The organism is Streptomyces sp. NBC_01803 (genome assembly GCF_035917415.1).
GTDB lineage: Bacteria > Actinomycetota > Actinomycetes > Streptomycetales > Streptomycetaceae > Streptomyces.
Genome location: NZ_CP109073.1, coordinates 3,427,871 through 3,448,044, shown reverse-complemented (window position 1 = coordinate 3,448,044; position 20,174 = coordinate 3,427,871). Strand labels below are relative to the sequence as shown.

Genomic DNA, 20,174 nt, shown 5'->3' with positions numbered 1-20,174 from the left:
CACAGCGCGTCCGGCCGGTCGCCGAACGCATCGACAGCCATGCCTTTACGGTGCCGTCGTTCGCCGCTTTCTGGGGGTCTCGGCCTCAATCTGTGGATAACTCCAGCGTTGTGGAAATCTCCATCACCCGTGGTGGTGCACGCCAGCGCACGCGCCGCGAAACGGTCGCGCAGGCGCTATCGTCAATCACACACTGTGATCATTTGGGCAGAGAAAAAGCCCCCGTCGAGGGGGCGGGAAAGCCACGGACAAGCGGCGGAAGACCGCTCCGAGCTGGGAGAATCGCATCCGGACATGCGACGACCCCCGCCGGGGGGGAGAGCGGGGGTCGTCTTTCCACGGCCGACTCGGGGGGGGAGGAGTCGGACCGGGTTAGCACGGTCGCGAACGATCCGTGACTTCCATGGTGTACCCGAGAGCCCTCTGTGGCAAACCCACGCGCACAGGCGTACGCCGAATGGCGGGCTTTATGCTCGGGACGTGAAAATCCTGGCCCAGCCGCGGACGGCTGCCTTCTTCGACCTGGACAAGACGGTCATCGCGAAGTCGAGCACCCTCACCTTCAGCAGGTCCTTCTATCAGGGCGGACTCATCAACCGGCGCGGCGTTCTCCGCAGCGCCTACGCACAGTTCGTCTATCTGCTCGGCGGAGCCGACCACGACCAGATGGAGCGGATGCGGGAGTATCTGTCGTCGCTCTGCCGTGGCTGGAACGTGCGTCAGGTCAAGGAGATCGTCGCGGAAACCCTCCATCAGGTGATCGATCCGATCATCTACGACGAGGCTGCCTCTCTCATCGAGCAGCACCACGCCGCCGGGCGCGACGTGGTCATCGTCAGCTCGTCGGGCGCCGAGGTGGTGGAGCCCATCGGCGAGCTGATCGGCGCGGACCGCGTGGTGGCCACCCGCATGGTGGTCGAGCACGGCTGCTACACCGGCGAGGTCGAGTACTACGCGTACGGCCCGGCCAAGGCCGAGGCGATCGCCGCGCTGGCCGTCTCCGAGGGGTACGACCTGGACCGCTGCTACGCCTACAGCGACTCGATCACCGACCTCCCGATGCTGGAGGTCGTCGGCCACCCGCACGCGGTCAACCCCGACCGGGGGCTGCGCCGCGAGGCCGTGGCGCGCGGCTGGCCGGTGCTGACGTTCGAGCGGACGGTCCGGCTGCGGCAGCGCCTGCCCTCGCTCGCCATGCCGCCCCGGCCCGCGCTCGCGGCGGGCGCCGCCGTCGCCGCCGCGGCCTGCGCGGCCGGCCTGGTCTGGTACGCCAGCCGCCGCCGGATGCCCCAGCCCGTCGGCGCCCGGCTCACCGCCGTCTGACACGGAAGGGGCGGCGCTCGCGCGTCAGGCGGCGCCGCGCTGGAGCGCCTCGCACACCGCGACCGACTCGCGCGCGCCCAGCTCGACCGCGCGCCCGCAGTGCGCGATCCAGCCCGCCACGCCCTCCGCGGTGCCCGACGCGTAGCCGTCGAGCGCCGCCGCATACGCCGTCCGGCCCTGCTCGGCGTGGCCGACCTCGGCCGGCGTCACGCCCTTGGGGTCGAGACCGGCGCCGATCAGCACGATCCGCTCCGCCGCGCGGGCCACCAGGGCGTTGTGCGAGCCGAACGGCCGCAGCGCCAGCAGCTCGCCGTGCACCACGGCCGCCGTCACCAGCGCCGGGGCGCCCGAGCCGCGCACGACCAGCCCGCTCAGGGCGTCCAGCCGCGCCGCCACCGCGTCCGCCCCCGGCGCCGGCGTGGCCAGCGCGGCGAGCCCCGGCTCGGTCACCGCCTCACCCGCCAGCCGGGGCCGACCCACGGTGTCGTGCGGCGCCGTGCCGCCCGCCGCGACCAGATGGAGCCGGGCGAGCACCCGCAGCGGGGAGTCGCGCCAGACGGAGAGGAGCTGCCCGGCCTCGGCGGTCAGCCGCAGCGCGGCGCCGACGGTCCTGGCCTCCTCCTCGGAGCCGAAGTCGCTGCGCCTGCGCACCTCTTCCAGCGCCCAGTCCGCGCCGGCCAGCGCGGCCGAACCGCGTGCCGCCCGCAGCGCCGCCTCGGCGGCGATCTCGGGGCTGCGGCGGCGCATCACCCGGTGCCCGTAGACCCCGTCGACCGCCGCGCGCACGGCGTCGACGGCGGCGGTGACGCCGGGCAGCCCGGCGAGGGGGGCCAGGGGGTCGGTGGTCGTGTCGGCGTTGTTCGCACCCATGGGACCGAGCCTAGGCCCGGCGCGGCGCGCCCGAAGGACACGTCCGAGTGGACTTGTTCACTCCCCGCGTCAGGGCGGCCGACGGGCCCCGCTAACCTAATGAACATGAAGATCGCTTTCGTGGGAAAGGGAGGCAGCGGAAAGACCACGCTGTCCTCGCTGTTCATCCGGTATCTGGCGGCCCAGCGCATCCCGGTGACCGCGGTGGACGCCGACATCAACCAGCACCTGGGCGCAGCCCTCGGGCTCGATGACGACGAGGCCGCCGCGATCCCCCCGCTCGGCGGGCGGCTGCCGCTCATCAAGGACTATCTGCGCGGGGACAATCCGCGCATCGCCTCCGCCGAGGCCATGATCAAGACCACGCCGCCGGGCTCCGGCTCGCGGCTGCTGCGGCTCGACGAGGAGAACCCGGTCTTCGCGACCTGCGCCCGCGCGGTCCCGTTCGACGGCGGCGCGGCGGCTCGGCTGTTGGTCACCGGCCCGTTCACCGAGGACGATCTGGGCGTGGCGTGCTACCACTCCAAGACCGGCGCGGTGGAGCTCTGTCTGAACCATCTGGTGGACGGCCGCGAGGAGTATTTCTTGGTGGACATGACGGCCGGCAGCGACTCGTTCGCCTCGGGTATGTTCACCCGCTTCGACATGACGTTCCTGGTCGCCGAGCCGACCCGCAAGGGCGTGTCCGTGTACCGGCAGTACCGGGAGTACGCGCGGGACTTCGGAGTCGCGCTGCGCGTGGTGGGGAACAAGGTGCAGGGCCCCGAGGACCTGGACTTCCTCCGCGAGGAGGTGGGCGAGGACCTGCTGGTCACGCTCGGCCACTCCGACTGGGTGCGCGCCCTGGAGCGGGGCCGGCAGCGTCCGTTCGCCGGGCTGGAGCCGGCCAACGCGGCGGCGCTGCGCACGCTCCACGAGGCCGCGGACGCCGCCTACGCCCGCCGCGACTGGGAGCGGTACACGCGGCAGATGGTGCACTTCCACCTGAAGAACGCGACGAGCTGGGGCAACGACCGGACCGGGACCGACCTCGCGGCCCAGGTCGACCCGGGGTTCGTGCTGCGGGAGGCCGCCGCGAGCCCGCAGCCCGCCTGACCGCCCGACCCTGACCGCCCGACCCCTGACCGCCCGACCGCTTCACCGGGCGGTCTCGTCGGCCGCCGGCGTCCCGTGCAGGAACGCCGCCCAGCCGCCCTCAGGTTGCTCGCCGACGCCCAGGGTCCGCAGCTTCTCCAGCACCGCCGGGTCCTGGGCGTCGAGCCAGTCCACGAGCTGGCGGAACGACACGCAGCGCACGTCGTCGCGCGGGCACAGCTCCTTGATGACCTCCTCGACGGCATCGACGTAGGCGCCGTCGTTCCAGTCGGCGAAGTGGTTGCCGACGATCAGCGGCGCGCGGTTGCCGTCGTGGGCCCGGTCGAACGCCGCGAGCAGCCCGTCGCGCATCTGGTCGCCGTCGGCGCCGTTGACGTAGAAGTTGTAGTCCATGGACAGCGTCTCGAAGGAGCGGCCCGGCACCGGGACCGACTGGAGCGGGATGTCCCAGACGCCCTCCCGCTTCTCGGGCCACACCTGGAGCCCGTTGCCGCTGGAGTCGTAGCGGAAGCCCTCCTCGGCCGCCGCCTTCAGCAGGTTCTCCTGCCCCTCCAGACAGGGCGCGCGCCCGCCGACCAGCTCCTTCTCGTAGTCGAACGGCAGCGGTTCGAGGTCGTCGAAGCCGGTGGTGGTCTTCCAGTTCCGCACCATCCACTTGGCCTGGTCGATCTCGCTGCGCCAGTCCTCCACGGACCAGCCGGCCACGCCCTCCGAGCCGCAGAAGTGCCCGTTGAAGTGGGTGCCGATCTCGCTGCCGTCGAGCCACACGGCGCGCAGCTGCTCGAGCGTGGCCTCGATGTTCTCGTCCTTGAGATAGCCGATGTCCGACTCGCCCGGGGTCCGGCCGGGCGGGCGGTAGGTGGTGCGCTCGGACTCCGGGAGCAGATAGAGACCGGAGAGGAAATACGTCATGTCCGCGTCGTATTTCTCGCCAACCTGGCGGAAACGCGAGAAGAGCTCATTGCCGTCCTCGCCCGCGCCGTCCCACGAGAAGACGACGAACTGCGGCGGCGTCTCGCCGGGCGCGAGTCGGGCCGCCTTCGGCTGACGCGGCTGCCGTCCGGTGTACGCGGTGGAGCCGTCCCCGATGAGGCGGACCCGCGACTGCTGCCGCTCCGCCTTCTCCGCCTTCTCGGCACCGGCTTTCGCCTTGCCGCCCTTGCCCTCGTCGGACGACGCGCCGTCGCCGCCCGAGCAGCCGGCACCCGCGGCCATCACCGCGGCGACGAGCGTGAGCACGGCGATCGCCGCCCCGGTCGTCCGCCGCCGTCCGCCACATCCAACCGCCATCGGTCCTCCCACCACCCAAGAAGGGGTTCATTCGGTCCTCACCTGACCGGACAAACTTCCCTCTCAATCGTGAAAGAAGATGGGAGGACGAGAGTTTTAGATGATTAATTAGCTGAATTGGAGTAAAGCAAGGGAAGAAAGGGACACTGGACTAGCCGAGAGCTTTACGCCACATTACTCTTCATTTACTAACGCTTGAGAGTCGCGATACGCGCCATCACTGATTTCTCCCCCCATAGAACGGACGGAGACGGAACATGTCCGCCTGCGCCCCCTCTTCCTCCGCGCGCAACCGCGCCGATCTGTCGGCGTCCATCTCGGTATTCCTCATCGCCCTGCCCCTCTCCCTCGGTATCGCCCTCGCCACCGGCGCCCCGCTCCAGGCGGGGCTGGTGGCCGCGGCCGTCGGCGGCATCGTGGCCGGAGCGCTCGGCGGATCGCCGCTGCAGGTCAGCGGCCCCGCGGCCGGGCTCACGGTGATCACCGCCGAAATCATCCAGCAGTACGGCTGGCGCACCACCTGCGCCATCACCGCCCTGGCCGGGCTCGCCCAGCTCGGCCTCTCCGCGCTGCGCGTCGCCCGGTCAGCGCTCGTCGTCAGCCCCGCGATCGTGCACGGCATGCTCGCCGGCATCGGGGTCACCATCGCCCTCTCCCAGCTCCACATCGTCCTGGGCGGCAACCCCGAGAGCTCCGCCATCGAGAACGTGGAGCAGCTCCCGAGCCAGCTCGCCGACCCCCATCTGGCCGCCATCGTCGTCGGCTTCCTCACCGTCGCCGTGCTGCTGCTCTGGCCACGGCTGCCCGGCCGGGCCGGCGCCATGGTCCGCAAGGCCGTCCCGGCGGCTCTCGCCGCCGTCGTGGTGGCCACCGCGCTGCCGTGGGCGGCCGGGACGGACGTGCCCCGCGTCGATCTGCCGGCCTGGAGCAGCCACGCGCTGTCCCAGATGCCCGAGGGCCCGGTGCTCGGACTGATCGCGGCCGTGCTCACGGTGACGCTGGTCGCCAGCGTGGAGTCGCTGCTCTCCGCCGTCGCCGTCGACAAGCTGGCGGCGGCCCGGCAGCGCGCGGGCGGGCCGCGGGTGCCCAAGGCCGACCTCGACCGCGAGCTGCGCGGCCAGGGCGCGGCCAACGTGGTGTCCGGCCTGCTCGGCGGTCTGCCCGTCACCGGCGTCGCGGTGCGCAGCTCGGCGAACGTGGCCGCGGGCGCCGTCAGCCGCCGCGCCACCGTCCTGCACGGGGTCTGGGTCCTGGTCGCCATCGGCGCGCTGGTCGGCCCGCTCCAGCTCATCCCGCTCGCCGCGCTGGCCGCCCTGGTGATGGTGGTCGGCGTCCAGATGGTCAACATCACGCACATCCGCAGCGTCACCAAGCACCGCGAGGTCGTGGTGTACGCGGCGACCGCGGCCGGCGTCACGCTGCTCGGCGTGCTGGAGGGTGTGGCGATCGGCATCGCGGTGGCGGTCGCGCTCGCCCTGCACCGGCTGACCCACACCCGTGTCACACACGAGCGGCTCCCGGACGGCAGGCACCACGTGCGCGTGCGCGGCCAGTTGACGTTCCTCGCGGTGCCCAGGCTCAGCCGCGTACTCGGCCAGGTCCCCGACGGCGCGGAGGTCGCCGTCGAGCTGGACGGCACGTTCATGGACCACGCCGCGTACGAGACGCTGCACGACTGGCAGGCGGCACACGCCGCGCAGGGCGGGCGCGTCGAGGTCACCGGCAGCGCCGGCGAGCCGATCGCCGAGCAGGAGCACCGCTGCCGACCGTGGCAGCCCTGGCACAACCACCAGTGCACGGCCGCCGCACCGGCCGCGCAGGGCGGTCCGCGCCCCGAGCATGACCAGCTCCTGAGCGGCGTGCGGAATTTCCAGCGGACCACCGCGCCCCGGATGCGCCAGGAGCTGGCACGGCTCGCGCAGGAGGGACAGCGCCCGTCGCAGCTCTTCCTCACCTGCGCCGACTCGCGCCTCGTCACCAGCATGATCACGTCAAGCGGCCCGGGCGACCTGTTCACCGTGCGGAACGTGGGGAATCTGGTGCCGCCGCCCGGCACCGAGTCCTCGGACCATTCGGTGGGCGCCGCCATCGAGTACGCCGTGACGGTGCTGCGCGTCTCCTCCATCATCGTGTGCGGGCACTCCGGCTGCGGAGCGATGCACGCGCTGCACACGGCGGCGGAGGGGGCCCGGCCCGAGAACGGGATGGTCAGCTCGCTGGAGCACTGGCTGCGGCACGGCCGCCCCAGCCTGGAGCGGCTGCGCCGACGCTCCGACCCGCTTCCGCGCATCGACTGCCGCCCGGCCGTCGATGAGCTGGAGACGCTCTGCCTTGCCAACGTGGTGCAGCAGCTCGATCACCTGACCCTGCACGAGTGCGTGGCGGAGCGGCTGGCCGAGGGCACGCTCGATCTGCGCGGCATGTACTTCGATGTCGGCGCGGCGCAGGCGTATGTGCTCAGCAGGCCCACCGACGGGACGGACCCGGTGTTCACCGCGGTGCGGCCGGACGCCGTGGAGGAGCGGGAGGAGATCCTGACCGCCTGACGCGCCTCTCCCGCCGAGCGGCCGCCGGCCCCGCCGGACGGCCGCTCGGTGCGGCTCGCGCCCCCTTCCCGACAGGTCTACACCAATTCCCCCGTCGGCCTTGTCAAAGGGGCGACCGGACTGATGAGCTGTGCCGTGGGACACATCTGACGCCGTGCCGCGAGGAGAAGCCGTGACCAACGAGAGCCTGGCCAATCTCATGACGGAGAAGCGCAGGTTCGCGCCCCCCGCCGAGGTGACCGCCGATGCCAACCTGACCGCCTCGGCCTACGAGGCCGCCGCCGCCGACCGGTTGGGCTTCTGGGCGGAGCAGGCACACCGGCTGACCTGGGAGATGGAGCCGACCCAGACCCTGGACTGGTCCAACCCGCCCTTCGCCAAGTGGTTCGCCGACGGCCGGCTGAACGTCTCGTACAACTGTGTGGACCGGCATGTCCTGGCCGGTCACGGCGACCGGGTCGCCCTCCACTTCGAGGGCGAGCCCGGCGACTCCCGGTCGATCACCTACGCGGAGCTCCAGCGCGAGGTGTCCCAGGCGGCCCACGCGCTGACCGAGCTCGGCGTCGAGGCCGGCGACCGGGTCGCGATCTACCTGCCGATGATCCCCGAGGCGGTGATCGCGATGCTGGCCTGCGCCCGCGTCGGCGCCCCGCACTCCGTGGTCTTCGGCGCGTTCTCCGCCGACGCGCTGGCCACCCGCATCGAGGACGCCGACGCCCGCGTCGTCATCACCTCCGACGGCGGGTACCGGCGGGGCGCGCCCTCCGCGCTCAAGCCGACCGTGGACGAGGCCCTCACCCGACCCGGCGCGGCGAACGTCCGCAGGGTGCTCGTCGTGCGCCGCACCGGCCAGGACATCCCCTGGACCGAGGGCCGGGACCTGTGGTGGCACGAGCTGGTGGCCCGGCAGCCCGAGCAGCACTCGCCGCTGGCGTTCCCCGCCGAGCACCCGCTGTTCATCCTCTACACCTCGGGCACGACCGGTAAGCCCAAGGGCATCCTGCACACGTCGGGCGGCTATCTCACCCAGGCCGCCTTCACCCACCACGCCGTCTTCGACCTCAAGCCGGAGACGGATGTGTACTGGTGCACCGCCGATGTCGGCTGGGTGACCGGCCACTCGTACATCGTGTACGGCCCGCTGGCCAACGGCGCCACCGGAGTGCTCTACGAGGGGACACCCAACACCCCGCACAACGGCCGGTGGTGGGAGATCGTCCAGAAGTACGGCGTCACCATCCTCTACACCGCCCCCACCGCGATCCGCACCTGTATGAAGTGGGGCGACGACATCCCCGCCACGTTCGACCTCTCCAGCCTGCGGATCCTGGGCTCGGTGGGTGAGCCGATCAACCCCGAGGCGTGGATCTGGTACCGCAAGCACATCGGCGGCGACCGCACGCCCGTGGTGGACACCTGGTGGCAGACCGAGACCGGCGCCATCATGATCAGCCCGCTGCCCGGCGTCACGCTGGCCAAGCCCGGCGCCGCGCAGGTGCCGCTGCCCGGCATCGCGGCCACCGTCGTCGACGACGACGGGGCGGAGGTGGCGAACGGTTCGGGCGGATATCTGGCGCTGACCGAGCCCTGGCCGTCCATGCTGCGCACGATCTGGGGCGACGACCAGCGGTACCTGGACACGTACTGGTCACGGTTCGAGGGCAAGTACTTCGCGGGTGACGGCGCCAAGAAGGACGACGACGGCGACATCTGGCTGCTGGGCCGGGTGGACGACGTCATGCTGGTCTCCGGGCACAACATCTCGACGACCGAGGTGGAGTCCGCCCTCGTCTCGCATCCGCGCGTCGCCGAGGCGGCCGTCGTCGGCGCCGCCGATCCGCAGACCACGCAGGCGATCTGTGCGTTCGTCATACTGCGCGGCGGCGCGCACAATGACGAGGGGCTGGTCGACGCGCTGCGGGCGCACGTCGCCAAGGAGCTCGGCCCGATCGCCAAGCCCAAGCGCATCCTGCCGGTGGACGAGCTGCCCAAGACCCGGTCGGGGAAGATCATGCGGCGGCTGCTGCGGGACGTCGCGGAGAACCGCGAGCTGGGCGACGTCACCACGCTCACCGACTCCTCGGTGATGGAGCTGATCCAGGCCAAGCTGCCCACCGCGGCGTCGGAGGACTGAGCCGCGTCGCCGACGGCACAGGGGCGCCCGACGGCCGGTCGGACGCCCCTATACCATTTGCGGCATCACTCCCCTTGAGCGACGGTGAGATATCAGCTACTGACGCCGCACCCTCGCACCACTACTGTCACGTGCACCACAACAGCATCCGCCTCCGGGAGAGGAAAGAGGGAGAATCGCGATGAGCGCAGCGGAAGAGGGCCGCAGTCTCGGAGAGCTGGTCGCCTCGGCCGCCGACGAGCTGTCCGGACTGGTGCACGACGAGATCGCGCTGGCCAAGGCCCAGGTGAAGCAGGATGTGCAGCGAGCCCTGTGGGGCATCATCGCGATCGCCGTCGGAGCCGTGCTCGCGCTGTTCGCGCTGGCGCTGCTCAGCTTCGCCGCGGCGGATGGGCTGCACGAGTGGTGGGACGTGCCGATCGGCGTCACCACCGCGCTCGTCGGGGTCGTCTACCTGGCGGTGACCGGGGCGCTCGTCCTGTTCGCCGTCAAGAAGTTCAGCCGCCTGGGCAGCGCCCAGCGCTCCGTCCGGTCCGCCAAGTCGTCGGCCGCCGTACTGGCCGGGGTCAGGCCCCACCCGCGTCCCGTCCCCGTGGACAAGGCGGGCTCCGCCACATGACCAATCCCGATCAATCGGGGATGCGGTCCTCGGTCATCCTCCGGGACGGCCCCTGGACGCATCGGGACGTCGCCGCCAACGGCGCCCGCTTCCACATCGCCGAGCTCGGCGACGGCCCGCTCGTTCTGCTGCTGCACGGGTTCCCCCAGTTCTGGTGGACCTGGCGGCATCAGCTGACCGCGCTGGCCGGCGCCGGGTACCGGGCGGTGGCGATGGACCTGCGCGGGGTGGGCGGCAGCGACCGCACCCCGCGCGGGTACGACCCGGCCAACCTCGCGCTCGACGTCACGGGCGTGATCCGTTCCCTGGGCGAGCCCGACGCCGCGCTCGTCGGGCACGACCTGGGCGGTTACCTGGCCTGGACGGCCGCCGTGATGCGACCCAAGCTGGTACGGCGGCTCGCCGTCGTCTCCATGCCGCACCCGCGCAGCTGGCGCGCGTCGCTGCTGCGCGATCCCCGGCAGACCGCCGCCAGCTCCTACATCTGGGGCTTCCAGCGCCCCTGGCTGCCCGAGCGGCAGCTCGTCGCCGACGACGCGGAGGCGGTCGGCCGCCTGCTGCGCGAGTGGTCGGGGCCGCGTCAGCCGGAGCCCGATGATGTGACGGTCTACCAGCGGGCGATGACGATTCCGTCCACGGCGCACTGCGCGATCGAGCCCTACCGGTGGCTGATCCGTTCGATCGTCCGCCCGGACGGGGTGCAATTCAACCGGCGGATGAAGCGGCCGGTGCTCGTGCCCACGCTCCATCTGCACGGCTCGCTCGACCCGGTGACGCGCACGCGCAGCTCGGCCGGCTCCGGCGAGTATGTCGAAGCGCCCTACCGTTGGCGGCTGTTCGACGGTCTGGGACACTTCCCGCACGAGGAGGACCCGGTGGCGTTCAGCACCGAGCTCATCGACTGGCTGCGGGACCCCGAGCCCGACCGTTGAGGGGTGCCGGTGGCATAAGCCGACAGACTTCGCTTCCGGGCGGTTACTGACCTTGGACCCCGGGCAGGGTCGAGGGTATGGGCTGGACGCACGACTACCGTGACGTGGCACGTGATCGACGCGGCGATGCCGCCGCCGCCCGGGCGCGAGGCGCCATGCGGCGAATTCAGGGCGGCCCGATGGCGGACCCCCATATCGGCTTTCCGGATATTCTCCGCCGCCGTGCCCGCTGGGTCGGGGTGCGGCTGCGACACCCCCGCGGCTGACCCGCCGCGGGGCTTCACATCGCGCATGTCTGGCTGTCGACCGACTCGTCGACGGCCCGGCCTCGCGTGATGATCTCGCGCACCTCGTCGGTGGTGAGGGCGTAGCCGGTGCGGTCGTCGTCGAGCGACTTGGCGAAGATCACGCCGTACACCTCGCCGTCCGGCGTGAGCAGCGGACCGCCCGAGTTGCCCGGCCGGACCGTCGCGTACAGCGCGTACACGTCGCGGCTCACCGTGTCCCGGCGGTAAATGTCGGGCCCCTCGGCCTGGAATCGCTCGCGGACGCGTGCCGGTCGGGAGTCGAACGGGCCGCTCTCGGGGAAGCCTGCGATGATCGCGTCGTCCCCGGTGATGGCGTCGCCCTCGCTCAGCTCCAGGGCCGGGGCGTTCAGGCGCGGCACGTCGAGGACCGCGACGTCGCGCTCCCAGTCGTAGAGGACGACGCGGGCGCGGTAGCGCCTGCCCTCGCCGCCAACCTGGACGGTGGGCTCGACGACTCCGCCGACGACGTGGGCGTTGGTCATCACCCGGCCGTCGGCGAAGACGAAGCCGGTGCCCTCCAGGACCTTGCCGCAGCCGGAGGCGGTGCCGGCCACCTTCACGATGGACCGTTTCGCCTCGGCGACGGCCGGGCTGCCCGCCAGCTCCGGGTCGGGCGGCGGGACTTCGGTGATGGGCTCGGCCGCGAAGGGCGAGAAGACCTGCGGGAAGCCCTGCTGGGCGAGGACCGAGCCGAAGTCGGTGAACCAGCCGTCGGCCCGCTCCGGGACGACGCTGGAGACGCCCAGCAGCACCCGTGAGCCGCGGACCTCGCGGCCGACGGTGCCCAGCGTGGTCGTGGCCAGGGCGGAGCCGAGCAGCCAGGCGACGAGCAGCATCGCCAGCACGTTGACCAGGGCGCCGCCGGTGGCGTCCAGGGCGCGGGCCGGGGACCAGGTGATGTGGCGCCGCAGCCGGCCGCCCAGGTGAGTGGTGAGGGCCTGGCCGACCGTGGCGCAGACGATGACGGCCGCGACCGCGGCGATCGCGCCCAGCTCCCCCGCTCCGGCGCCCGAGGCGTCCGCGTCGCGGGCCGTGCGCCACACGAGCGGGAGGGCGTAGGCGGCGATCAGGCCACCGCCGAGGAAGCCGGTGACGGAGAGCACGCCGACGACGAACCCCTGCCGGTACCCCACCACCGCGAACCAGACGGCGGCGAGCAGCAGCAGGATGTCGAGCCCGTTCATGCCCGATACCGTCTCACGCCCCGTGGTCGAGTGAAATCTCCCGGTCGCGGTCCCAGGGCTCTTCCCAGCCCGCGTAGTGCAGGATGCGGTCGATCACCCCGGCGGTGAAGCCCCACACCAGGGTGCCCCCGACCTCGAAGGCGGGGCCGCGATACCCGCTGGGGTGGATGGCGGTGCCGCGGCTGCGCGGGTCGGCCAGCTCGGTGACGGGGACGGTGAAGACGCGGGCCGTCTCGGCCGGGTCCACCGGCGCGACCGGGGACGGCGTCGCCCACCACCCGAGCACGGGGCTGACCACGAAGTCACTCACCGGGATGTAGAGGCGCGGGAGCGTGGCGAAGACGCGCACCCCGGCGGGGTCGAGGCCGGTCTCCTCCTCCGCCTCCCGCAGGGCAGCCGCCAGCGGACCCTCGCCCTCCGGGTCGCCGTCCTCCGGGTCGAGCCCGCCGCCGGGGAACGAGGGCTGGCCGGCGTGCTCGCGCAGGCTGGTGGCCCGCTCCATCAGCAGCAGCTCGGGCCCCCGGGCGCCCTCGCCGAACAGCACCAGGACCGCGGACGGCCGACCGCCGGACGGGGGCGGCAGAAAACGGCTGAGCTGGCGCGGCCGGATGGTGCGGGCCGCCAGCGCCAGGGGCCGGAGCCAGTCCGGGACTCCTTCCGGGCCGATCTGTCTGATGTCGGCTTCACGGGCACTGGTCATGCGGCTCCTAGAGGTGGGGCGGGCTTCCCGGGATAGTCGGCGGGCGGCTTCAGCCGCTGGCCCGGCTGCCCGCCCATCTCGTACTTGAGAAGCTTCCCGGCCTTCTCCGGGTCCGTCTCGCCCTCCCCGTAGGAGGGGCACAGATGCGCGACGGGGCAGGCTCCGCACGCGGGCTTACGGCTGTGGCAGATGCGGCGGCCGTGGAAGATGACGCGGTGCGAGAGCATCGTCCATTCCTTCTTGGGGAAGATCTCGGCGACCTCGGTCTCGATCTTCTCCGGGTCTGTCTGCTCCGTCCACTTCCACCGGCGCGCCAACCGCTGGAAGTGCGTGTCGACGGTGATGCCGGGCCGGCCGAACGCGTTCCCCAGCACGACGTGCGCCGTCTTGCGCCCGACGCCCGGCAGCGTCACCAGATCCTCCAGTCGGCCGGGGACCTCGCCGCCGAACCGGTCGCGCAGCGCGGTCGACAGCCCTATCAGTGCCTTGGACTTGCTGCGGAAGAAGCCGGTGGGCCGGATGATCCCCTCCAGCACCGCCGGGTCGGCGGCGGCCATGTCCTCGGGGGTCGGATAGGCGGCGAAGAGGGCGGGCGTCGTCTGATTCACCCTCAGGTCGGTCGTCTGGGCGGACAGGACCGTGGCCACCAGCAGCTCGAAGGAACTCTCGAAATCGAGCTCGGGATGGGCGTAGTAATACACCTCGGACAGCGTCCGGTTGATCTTGCGGGCCCGGCGGATCATGCCGAGCCGGGTCTCCGGCTTCGCCGCGCGGCCACCGGCGCCGGTATCGGCACCCGGACCCGCCGCGGGACCCGGACCTGCCCCGCGACCGGGACCGGCGCCGGGGCCGACGGCGGCGCCCTTGGCACCCACCGCGGTCGCTCCGCTCACCCGCCCGGTCGCACGACGTTCGCTCTCAGCGGAATCCTGGGCTGCGCTCACCCGCCCGGCCCTCCCTCTCTCGCATCGTGGTCCCGTCCTGCCCCATACGCACCACGTGCCTGTTGACCACCCGGCCAGCGTAAACGGGACCGCCGACATTCGCCCGGCTCCCCGGGGATTCGGCCCACGAAAGGGGACCTGGCGTGTGCACGGCTGTCCCGGTACGTCAAACTTGTGACTGATAGCACTGCCGAGGTGTCCGGCGTCATGAGGGACGGCCCCTTGCCGTCCCTTGCCGCACCCCGGCCGACAAGGAGAGGAACTCGTGGACGACGTTCTGCGGCGAGCCCCGCTGTTCGCGGCGCTCGATGATGAGCAGGCCGCTGAGCTGCGCGCCTCCATGTCCGATGTGACGCTGGCCCGTGGTGACACCCTCTTCCACGAAGGGGACCCGGGCGACCGGCTGTACGTCGTCACCGACGGCAAGGTCAAGCTGCACCGCACCTCTCCCGACGGCCGGGAGAACATGCTGGCCGTGCTCGGTCCGGGTGAGCTGATCGGGGAGCTGTCCCTGTTCGACCCGGGACCGCGCACCGCCACCGCCACCGCGGTCACCGAGGTGAGGCTGCTCGGCCTCGGCCACAGTGACCTCCAACCCTGGCTCAGCGCCCGCCCCGAGGTCGCCGCCGCGCTGCTGCGCGCGGTCGCCCGACGGCTGCGCCGGACCAACGACAGCATGTCCGACCTGGTGTTCTCCGACGTGCCGGGCCGGGTCGCCAAGGCCCTGCTCGACCTCTCGCGCCGCTTCGGCGTGCAGTCGGACGAGGGCATCCACGTGGTACACGACCTCACGCAGGAGGAGCTGGCCCAGCTCGTGGGCGCCTCGCGCGAGACGGTGAACAAGGCGCTGGCCGACTTCGCCGCCCGGGGCTGGCTGCGGCTGGAGGCCCGCGCGGTCATCCTGCTCGACATCGAGCGCCTGGCCCGCCGCTCCCGCTAACCCGGCCCTTCGCACACCTGGCCCGTTCCGCCACGCCTCTCGGGCATCGGCGGGACGGGCCATGTGCGTGCTACACCCACGTGTCGGGCGGCGGTCGGGGCCGCCCGGGAGCCGCGCCGTCAAAGGAGCCCGTGCTCGCGCAGGTAGTCGAGCTGGGCCCGCACCGACAGCTCGGCCCACGGCCACAGCGACCGGTCCACGTCCGCGTACACGTGCGCCACCACCGCCTCCGGCGTGCGCAACCCGTCCTCCACCGCCGTCTCCACCTGTGCCAGCCGCTTCGCTCGGTGCACCAGGTAATAGTCGATGGCGCCCTGGGCGTCGTTGAGGACCGGGCCGTGGCCCGGCAGCACCGTGTGCACGCCGTCGTCCACGGTCAGCGAGCGCAGCCTGCGCAACGAGTCCAGGTAGTCCCCGAGCCGGCCGTCCGGGTGCGCCACGATGGTGGTGCCCCGGCCCAGCACCGTGTCCCCGGTCAGCACCGCGGCGTCCGCGACGACGTGGAACGACAGCGAATCCGACGTGTGTCCGGGCGTCGGCACCACGCGCAGCTCCAGGCCGCCCGTCCTGATCACGTCCCCCTGGCCGAGGCCCTCGTCGCCCAGCCTCAGCCCCGGGTCGAGCGCCCGCACGGGAGCGCCGCTCAGCTCGGCGAAGCGGACGGCGCCCTCGGCGTGGTCCGGGTGCCCGTGCGTCAGCAGCGTCAGCGCCACGCGACGACCGGCGCGCGTCACGGTGTTCAGGACGCGGCGCAGATGTCCCTCGTCCTCGGGGCCGGGATCGATGACCACCGCGAGGTCCGAGCCGGGCTCGGCGACGATCCAGGTGTTGGTGCCGTCCAGGGTCATCGGGGAGGGGTTGGGCGCCAGCACGCAGGTGGCCCGCTCGGTGACCGGGCCGTCGGGCGCCTCCGGCCTCGGCCGTCCGGGTGGCGCCGGGGCCGCCTCGGGGGCGTCGTCGGCCCCGGGGGCGTCGCCGGCCTGGTCGGCCTCATCGGCCTCCTCGCCGACGGTCGGGAGTGACTCGCTCATGATTCCCGCTCCCCCTCGTGGTACCGCGTGCGTGCCCGGCTCCCGGCCGGGCCCTCGTTCGGTGCCGGATCGGCCGCGGCCACGCGCCGTTCGAATTCCTCATACCCCGGCCAGCTCACCACCACCTCGTTTCCCACGAGTGTGACCCGTGCCATGACCGGCAGCGCGGCGGTCGCCTCCCGGGCGGGGGCAGTGGCCGCCGCCAGGGCCCGCGCCGCCGTGTCGTACGGCGCCAGTTCGCGCAGCGTCGCGATGGTCGGCGGCAGCATCAGCAGCTCGCCGCGCTCGTATCCGTCGATCGCCTCGCGCGGGGTGAGCCACGCCGCGCGGTCCGCCTCGGTCGAGGCGTTCCGGCCGCGCTGCCCCGGCGGCAGAGCGGCGACGAAGAACCATGTGTCGTACCGCCGTTCCTCGAACTCCGGGGTGATCCACCGCGCCCACGGCCCGAGCAGATCGGTGCGCACGGTCAGGCCGCGCCGGGCCAGGAACGCGGTGAACGACAGCTCGCGCGCCACCAGCGCCGCCCGGTCCGCCTCCCAGTCCTCGCCGGTGACATCGGCGACGATCTCGCCGGGCGAGGCCCCGGCCAGCAGCACCCCGGCCTCCTCGAACGTCTCCCGGACCGCCGCCCACACGGCCGCGCCCCCGGCGCCGACCGCCGCCACGTCGCGCGGGTCGACGGCCCCGCCCGGATAGGCGTACGCCCCGCCCGCGAACGCCATCGACGCGCGGCGCCGCAGCACGTACGCCTCCAGGCCGGCCGCGCCGTCCCGCAGCAGCATCACGGTCGCGGCCGGGCGCGGCGTCACCGGGGCCAGTTCGCCCCGCGCGAAGGCCCGGATGCGGTCCGGCCAGTCGGCCGGGAACCACCGGCCACCGTTCGATCCCATGCCGGGATGCTACGCGCGCCGGAAATCCGGGCCCGGCGCACCGTGCGCTCCGACTCCCGCTGGAGGGCGGCCTGCTCCCGGCCCGTGTGACCGAGCCGATCCGCACCGACAGGCGCCGGCTCCGCGCGCGGAGCCGGGCTTCCCGGCCGTGCGGCTCAGGCGTGCTCGCGTGAGCCGCCGCCGTCGGGCACGGCCAGCACATCGCTGAAGCGCGCCACCATCGGCAGGTCGGGCTCGTCCGCGACGGCCGTCAACGCCCGCAGCCCCTCGGTGAGTCCACGCCTCGCCTCGGCGGGCAGCCGACCGACCAGCACGGCGATCTCACGCCGCCGGTGAGCGAGGAAACGGGCCACGAGCTCGGTTCCGGCGGGCGTCAGCCGCAGCACGACCTCCTGTCCGCCGCCCGGCTCGACCCGCCCCGTGACCAACCCCGCCGCCTCCAGCCGCGCGACGGTGCGCAGGGCGGTGGCGGCGCTCACCCCCAGATCCCTGGCCAGCACGCCGAGCGCGGCCGGCCCACTCGTGTCGAGCACGACCAGTCCGCGCAACTGCGGCAGCGTCAAGGTGAGCGTCTCGTCAACGGTGATCAGCGCCCGGGCGGACATCGCCACGACCAGCCGGGAAGCCGCCATGAGCGAGCTGATCAGCTCCTGCGAGAACGTATCGTCAACCCGCTCGTCACCCACCGGCTCACCGTAACCGACCCCGCGAGGCCACCGCCATGGTTCACCGCTGAACAACGTGGGAACAGTGCCGCGAATCAGCCCGCGTCACCCGCGGACACGATGCGCTCGGCGAGATCACCGACACCGGCCAGGATCTCCGCCGGCGGGCGGCCGAGGTTCAGCGCGTGGACGCCGATGGTGATCCCCGCCTGCCGGATCGCGTGCTCCGCGACCGCGACCCGGCCGCCGCGCGCCGCGGAGGCCGCAGAGACCGCGGCGTCGACGAGGTGTCCCTGCCCGCAGTCCGAGCGCCGCGCGGTGCTCTCAGCCCGCCATCGGTAGCCGGTCTTCCGCCCGATCCCCAACTGCTCGCATGCCTCGACCCCGCCCATCCCGGCCGCCAACAGGCGCCAGTACTCGGCCTCGATCTCCAGATTGATGGATCCGGACCGTGTGGGCATACAGCAACTCTCCGCCCACACCTTGCCGTAGACAGATCCGGGGGATCGTGGTCAGCGGTAGCTGGTGGGCACGGTGTCCTGCCGGAGGGGCATGCAGAGTAGCCCGCGGGCTATGGCTCGCAGTGTGGCGGCCGGGGCCCGGTCAGCAGGAGCTCCGACAGGACTTTGTGAGCCAGTTCGACGGGCTGGTTGCGGGGGCCGTGGGGTACGGAGGCAGCGGATTCGAAGCCGCGCTGCGCGGCGAGGGCTCTGGGGCCTACCAGTCCGGTGAGCCGGTAATGCCGCCAGAGAGGAATCGGCCGGCGGGCATCGACCACGATGAGGTCGGGCCGACGCCAGACGACCAGCGCCCAGGCTCCCCCGCCGGAGTCCGAGCCCGAGTCGGCCCAGGCCCCGACCAGGGGCGCATCCTCGGCGGCGCCGACTGCTTCGAGTGCCACCAGCGCGGGGTTGCTGAAGCGGCCGGTGACATGGAGCAGGAGTCGTCCGTGGCGGTGTACGTCGCGCCCCTTCTCGGCGAGGGACCATACGACGTCAGCGAGGGGATCGTCCTGGACGACGTCCGACGCGACATCGAACACGGCGGCCTGGTCGACGGCCGGGCCAAAGGCTGTGTCGAGCAGCGTCGTGTACTCCGTGACGTATGCGGAATCCACTGCGGGAAGCAGGTGGCCGACTGCCTGGGAGGCTTCGTTGAAGGCGAGTGTCTCAGGGGTGATCTCGTAGCGTGGGGCGTGGCTTCGGAGCACGGCGAGGGCGACTGCGGCGAGGCTGCCGACCTGGGGCTCGATCCGCTCGGGGAGATCGTTTCGGTTCAGTGCGCGGACGGCCCGGGAGAGCAGCGACAGCCAGTCGGTGTGTGCCGGAGGCCAGGCGCCTGCCGCGACGGTCCACAGGGTCAGCCGGACGACGAGCGAGGGCGACGAGGCGCTCCACCCAGCGCCGGTATCTACGGCGGACTTCCTGGTCGGCCTGCCGGAGGTCGGGCAGGGTGGTGGTACTGCTCGCTTCGGCACTGGCTGCCTCGGGGTCGTGCTCTACTGCCACGGCCTCGGCGTCGTCATCAGTGCCGTCGTCTCGAGCCGCGGTCCGGGAACCGGCATAGGATCTGCACCGAGGATGCCGAGCGCGACTTCGGATCCGGCGTAAGGTCCCCAGAAACCCCACGAGTTGCGTACGTACCCGTCCTTGCCCGGGGCCTCGGCCTCGGAGATGGCGACCGTCCCGGCGTGCAGCCGCCGGGCCAGGGCATCGACCCCATGAGCACGCGGCACCCACTCCAGAGCCTGCGGATGATGCGCGAACGACACGGCAGCCAAGGCCACTCCGCGCGGCGAAGCAGAGTCTGGGCGGCCAGGACCGTCAGGTCCTCCACCTTGGCTTGCGCCGCGATCAGCCCGTGCAGAGCGTAGTAACGCGCGTGCGGAGTCACTGCGGTCACCCCGGGGGACCAGATGTCCCGCTCCCGGGCTGGTGCCATCCCAGCTGCGGGCCCTTGAGGGGCGCGGGTCGGGTCACACCTTCTTGACGACGATCGTGTCCGGGACCAGCTTCTCCAAGTCGTCGACGTCCGAGGTGAAGACGGTGACCTGTCCCTTTTGCTGTCGCGCGATCACGGCGAGCACGGCGTCGATCGCGTACTTGTGGCCGTGCAACTTGGCGTCGGCCAGGAGCCGGCGTGCCTGGCGGGCGTCGTCCTTCCCGATGTCGGCGACCTGGAGCCGGGACAGTACCCAGTCCCAGCGCTGTTCGGTCGTTCTGCCGTCGTACGCCTCGACCAGGGTCATCGGCGACGTCACCACTTCGGCCTCCCCTCGCGCCGCGAGGTCGAGCCAGGCGATCATCCTCCGATCACCGCGCACGGCCCGGGAGAGAGCTTCACAGTCCAGGACGAAGACACGGAGCGGCCTCTGCCCGTGCTCACCGACTCGCTTCTTCACGCAGCCTCTCCGGCGTTGTGTTGTCCGGAGACGCGGCGCCTCTCGTGTTCGGCGTCGAGATCCTCCAGCTCGCCGAGGGCTGCCACACGCTCGTCCTCAGTCACGGGGCCGTGTTCTTCCTGCAGCCAGTCGACCAGTTCCAGGAGCCGGTCCCGGTCGCGCTTGAAGCGCAGCGCCTCGGCGACGTACGCCGACAGGCCCCGCTCTGCCGCGTCCGCGCGGATCTCGTCCAGGAGATCCTCGGGGATCGTCACCGTGACCTTCTTCGTCGCCATATAAGCGACCATACTCTTGGTGTCACG

Annotated in this window: 20 protein-coding genes; 7 read left to right on the top strand and 13 right to left on the bottom strand. The window is 72.2% G+C overall.

What is annotated here, in order from left to right; genetic code table 11:
* Positions 1-480 precede the first annotated feature (480 nt).
* Positions 481-1,323, top strand: a complete 843-nt coding sequence (locus tag OIE51_RS15565) for an HAD family hydrolase (RefSeq protein WP_326598279.1) — start codon at positions 481-483, stop codon at positions 1,321-1,323.
* Between the two features lie 24 nt (positions 1,324-1,347).
* On the opposite strand, the gene OIE51_RS15560 is transcribed toward OIE51_RS15565, so the two are convergent.
* On the bottom strand, positions 1,348-2,193 hold the full coding sequence (locus tag OIE51_RS15560) for an oxidoreductase (protein WP_326598278.1): 846 nt from the start codon (positions 2,191-2,193) through the stop codon (positions 1,348-1,350).
* Between the two features lie 105 nt (positions 2,194-2,298).
* Here OIE51_RS15560 and OIE51_RS15555 point away from each other — a divergent pair, with 105 nt between their 5' ends.
* Positions 2,299-3,288, top strand: a complete 990-nt coding sequence (locus OIE51_RS15555; protein WP_326598277.1) for an ATP-binding protein — start codon at positions 2,299-2,301, stop codon at positions 3,286-3,288.
* Between the two features lie 42 nt (positions 3,289-3,330).
* Here OIE51_RS15555 and OIE51_RS15550 read toward each other — a convergent pair whose 3' ends face one another.
* Positions 3,331-4,578 (bottom strand): hypothetical protein, encoded by a 1,248-nt coding sequence (locus OIE51_RS15550; RefSeq protein ID WP_326598276.1) that lies wholly within the window; start codon positions 4,576-4,578, stop codon positions 3,331-3,333.
* Positions 4,579-4,835: 257 nt separating this feature from the next.
* Between OIE51_RS15550 and OIE51_RS15545 the strand changes: the two genes are divergently transcribed.
* The 4 genes from OIE51_RS15545 (at position 4,836) to OIE51_RS15530 (ending at position 10,809) form a co-directional block, all read left to right on the top strand.
* Positions 4,836-7,124: a bifunctional SulP family inorganic anion transporter/carbonic anhydrase gene (locus OIE51_RS15545; RefSeq protein WP_326598275.1), complete on the top strand. Its 2,289-nt coding sequence runs from the start codon at positions 4,836-4,838 to the stop codon at positions 7,122-7,124.
* 172 nt (positions 7,125-7,296) lie between these two features.
* On the top strand, positions 7,297-9,258 hold the full coding sequence (gene acs / locus OIE51_RS15540; RefSeq protein ID WP_326598274.1) for an acetate--CoA ligase: 1,962 nt from the start codon (positions 7,297-7,299) through the stop codon (positions 9,256-9,258).
* Positions 9,259-9,439: 181 nt separating this feature from the next.
* A complete protein-coding gene (locus OIE51_RS15535) occupies positions 9,440-9,877 on the top strand; it encodes a phage holin family protein (protein WP_326598273.1) in 438 nt (145 codons plus the stop codon).
* Positions 9,874-10,809: an alpha/beta fold hydrolase gene (locus OIE51_RS15530; protein WP_326598272.1), complete on the top strand. Its 936-nt coding sequence runs from the start codon at positions 9,874-9,876 to the stop codon at positions 10,807-10,809. Before OIE51_RS15535 ends, OIE51_RS15530 begins: the two co-directional genes overlap by 4 nt.
* Positions 10,810-11,089: 280 nt before the next feature.
* Here the strand turns inward: OIE51_RS15530 and OIE51_RS15520 are convergent, their stop codons facing one another.
* From OIE51_RS15520 to nth, 3 genes are read right to left on the bottom strand one after another with little or no spacing between them, the layout of a single operon-like run.
* A complete protein-coding gene (locus OIE51_RS15520; protein ID WP_326598270.1) occupies positions 11,090-12,301 on the bottom strand; it encodes a MarP family serine protease in 1,212 nt (403 codons plus the stop codon).
* 13 nt (positions 12,302-12,314) lie between these two features.
* Positions 12,315-13,001, bottom strand: a complete 687-nt coding sequence (locus OIE51_RS15515; RefSeq protein ID WP_326598268.1) for an NUDIX hydrolase — start codon at positions 12,999-13,001, stop codon at positions 12,315-12,317.
* Positions 12,998-13,894, bottom strand: a complete 897-nt coding sequence (gene nth, locus OIE51_RS15510; RefSeq protein ID WP_326598267.1) for an endonuclease III — start codon at positions 13,892-13,894, stop codon at positions 12,998-13,000. The genes OIE51_RS15515 and nth overlap by 4 nt, the downstream gene beginning before the upstream one ends.
* Positions 13,895-14,210: 316 nt before the next feature.
* Between nth and OIE51_RS15505 the strand changes: the two genes are divergently transcribed.
* Complete coding sequence (locus OIE51_RS15505; RefSeq protein ID WP_326598266.1) at positions 14,211-14,885, top strand: Crp/Fnr family transcriptional regulator; 675 nt, start codon at positions 14,211-14,213, stop codon at positions 14,883-14,885.
* Between the two features lie 119 nt (positions 14,886-15,004).
* Here the strand turns inward: OIE51_RS15505 and OIE51_RS15500 are convergent, their stop codons facing one another.
* The 8 genes from OIE51_RS15500 to OIE51_RS15465 form a co-directional block, all read right to left on the bottom strand.
* On the bottom strand, positions 15,005-15,916 hold the full coding sequence (locus OIE51_RS15500) for an MBL fold metallo-hydrolase (protein WP_326598264.1): 912 nt from the start codon (positions 15,914-15,916) through the stop codon (positions 15,005-15,007).
* Positions 15,913-16,806 (bottom strand): NUDIX hydrolase, encoded by an 894-nt coding sequence (locus OIE51_RS15495; RefSeq protein WP_326598263.1) that lies wholly within the window; start codon positions 16,804-16,806, stop codon positions 15,913-15,915. Before OIE51_RS15495 ends, OIE51_RS15500 begins: the two co-directional genes overlap by 4 nt.
* Before the next feature lie 155 nt (positions 16,807-16,961).
* Entirely contained in the window at positions 16,962-17,492 is a 531-nt protein-coding gene (locus OIE51_RS15490; protein ID WP_326598262.1) for a MarR family winged helix-turn-helix transcriptional regulator, read from the bottom strand.
* 74 nt (positions 17,493-17,566) lie between these two features.
* Entirely contained in the window at positions 17,567-17,932 is a 366-nt protein-coding gene (locus tag OIE51_RS15485) for a hypothetical protein (protein WP_326598261.1), read from the bottom strand.
* Between the two features lie 110 nt (positions 17,933-18,042).
* Positions 18,043-18,948 (bottom strand): hypothetical protein, encoded by a 906-nt coding sequence (locus tag OIE51_RS15480; protein WP_326598260.1) that lies wholly within the window; start codon positions 18,946-18,948, stop codon positions 18,043-18,045.
* A gap of 21 nt (positions 18,949-18,969) precedes the next feature.
* A complete protein-coding gene (locus OIE51_RS15475; RefSeq protein ID WP_326598259.1) occupies positions 18,970-19,251 on the bottom strand; it encodes a hypothetical protein in 282 nt (93 codons plus the stop codon).
* Positions 19,252-19,446: 195 nt separating this feature from the next.
* Complete coding sequence (locus tag OIE51_RS15470) at positions 19,447-19,872, bottom strand: PIN domain-containing protein (protein ID WP_326598258.1); 426 nt, start codon at positions 19,870-19,872, stop codon at positions 19,447-19,449.
* Positions 19,869-20,147, bottom strand: a complete 279-nt coding sequence (locus OIE51_RS15465; protein WP_326598256.1) for a CopG family transcriptional regulator — start codon at positions 20,145-20,147, stop codon at positions 19,869-19,871. The genes OIE51_RS15470 and OIE51_RS15465 overlap by 4 nt, the downstream gene beginning before the upstream one ends.
* Positions 20,148-20,174: the final 27 nt, after the last annotated feature.

What these genes read in the sequence shown, in the direction of transcription:
- OIE51_RS15485 (WP_326598261.1), bottom strand. Translation starts at nt 17,932, where the DNA reads ATGCCCACACGGTCCGGATCCATCAATCTGGAGATCGAGGCCGAGTAC.
- OIE51_RS15530 (WP_326598272.1), top strand. Translation starts at nt 9,874, where the DNA reads ATGACCAATCCCGATCAATCGGGGATGCGGTCCTCGGTCATCCTCCGG.
- OIE51_RS15555 (WP_326598277.1), top strand. Translation starts at nt 2,299, where the DNA reads ATGAAGATCGCTTTCGTGGGAAAGGGAGGCAGCGGAAAGACCACGCTG.
- OIE51_RS15535 (WP_326598273.1), top strand. Translation starts at nt 9,440, where the DNA reads ATGAGCGCAGCGGAAGAGGGCCGCAGTCTCGGAGAGCTGGTCGCCTCG.
- OIE51_RS15515 (WP_326598268.1), bottom strand. Translation starts at nt 13,001, where the DNA reads ATGACCAGTGCCCGTGAAGCCGACATCAGACAGATCGGCCCGGAAGGA.
- OIE51_RS15520 (WP_326598270.1), bottom strand. Translation starts at nt 12,301, where the DNA reads ATGAACGGGCTCGACATCCTGCTGCTGCTCGCCGCCGTCTGGTTCGCG.
- OIE51_RS15500 (WP_326598264.1), bottom strand. Translation starts at nt 15,916, where the DNA reads ATGAGCGAGTCACTCCCGACCGTCGGCGAGGAGGCCGATGAGGCCGAC.
- OIE51_RS15550 (WP_326598276.1), bottom strand. Translation starts at nt 4,578, where the DNA reads ATGGCGGTTGGATGTGGCGGACGGCGGCGGACGACCGGGGCGGCGATC.
- OIE51_RS15545 (WP_326598275.1), top strand. Translation starts at nt 4,836, where the DNA reads ATGTCCGCCTGCGCCCCCTCTTCCTCCGCGCGCAACCGCGCCGATCTG.
- OIE51_RS15465 (WP_326598256.1), bottom strand. Translation starts at nt 20,147, where the DNA reads ATGGCGACGAAGAAGGTCACGGTGACGATCCCCGAGGATCTCCTGGAC.
- OIE51_RS15495 (WP_326598263.1), bottom strand. Translation starts at nt 16,806, where the DNA reads ATGGGATCGAACGGTGGCCGGTGGTTCCCGGCCGACTGGCCGGACCGC.
- OIE51_RS15560 (WP_326598278.1), bottom strand. Translation starts at nt 2,193, where the DNA reads ATGGGTGCGAACAACGCCGACACGACCACCGACCCCCTGGCCCCCCTC.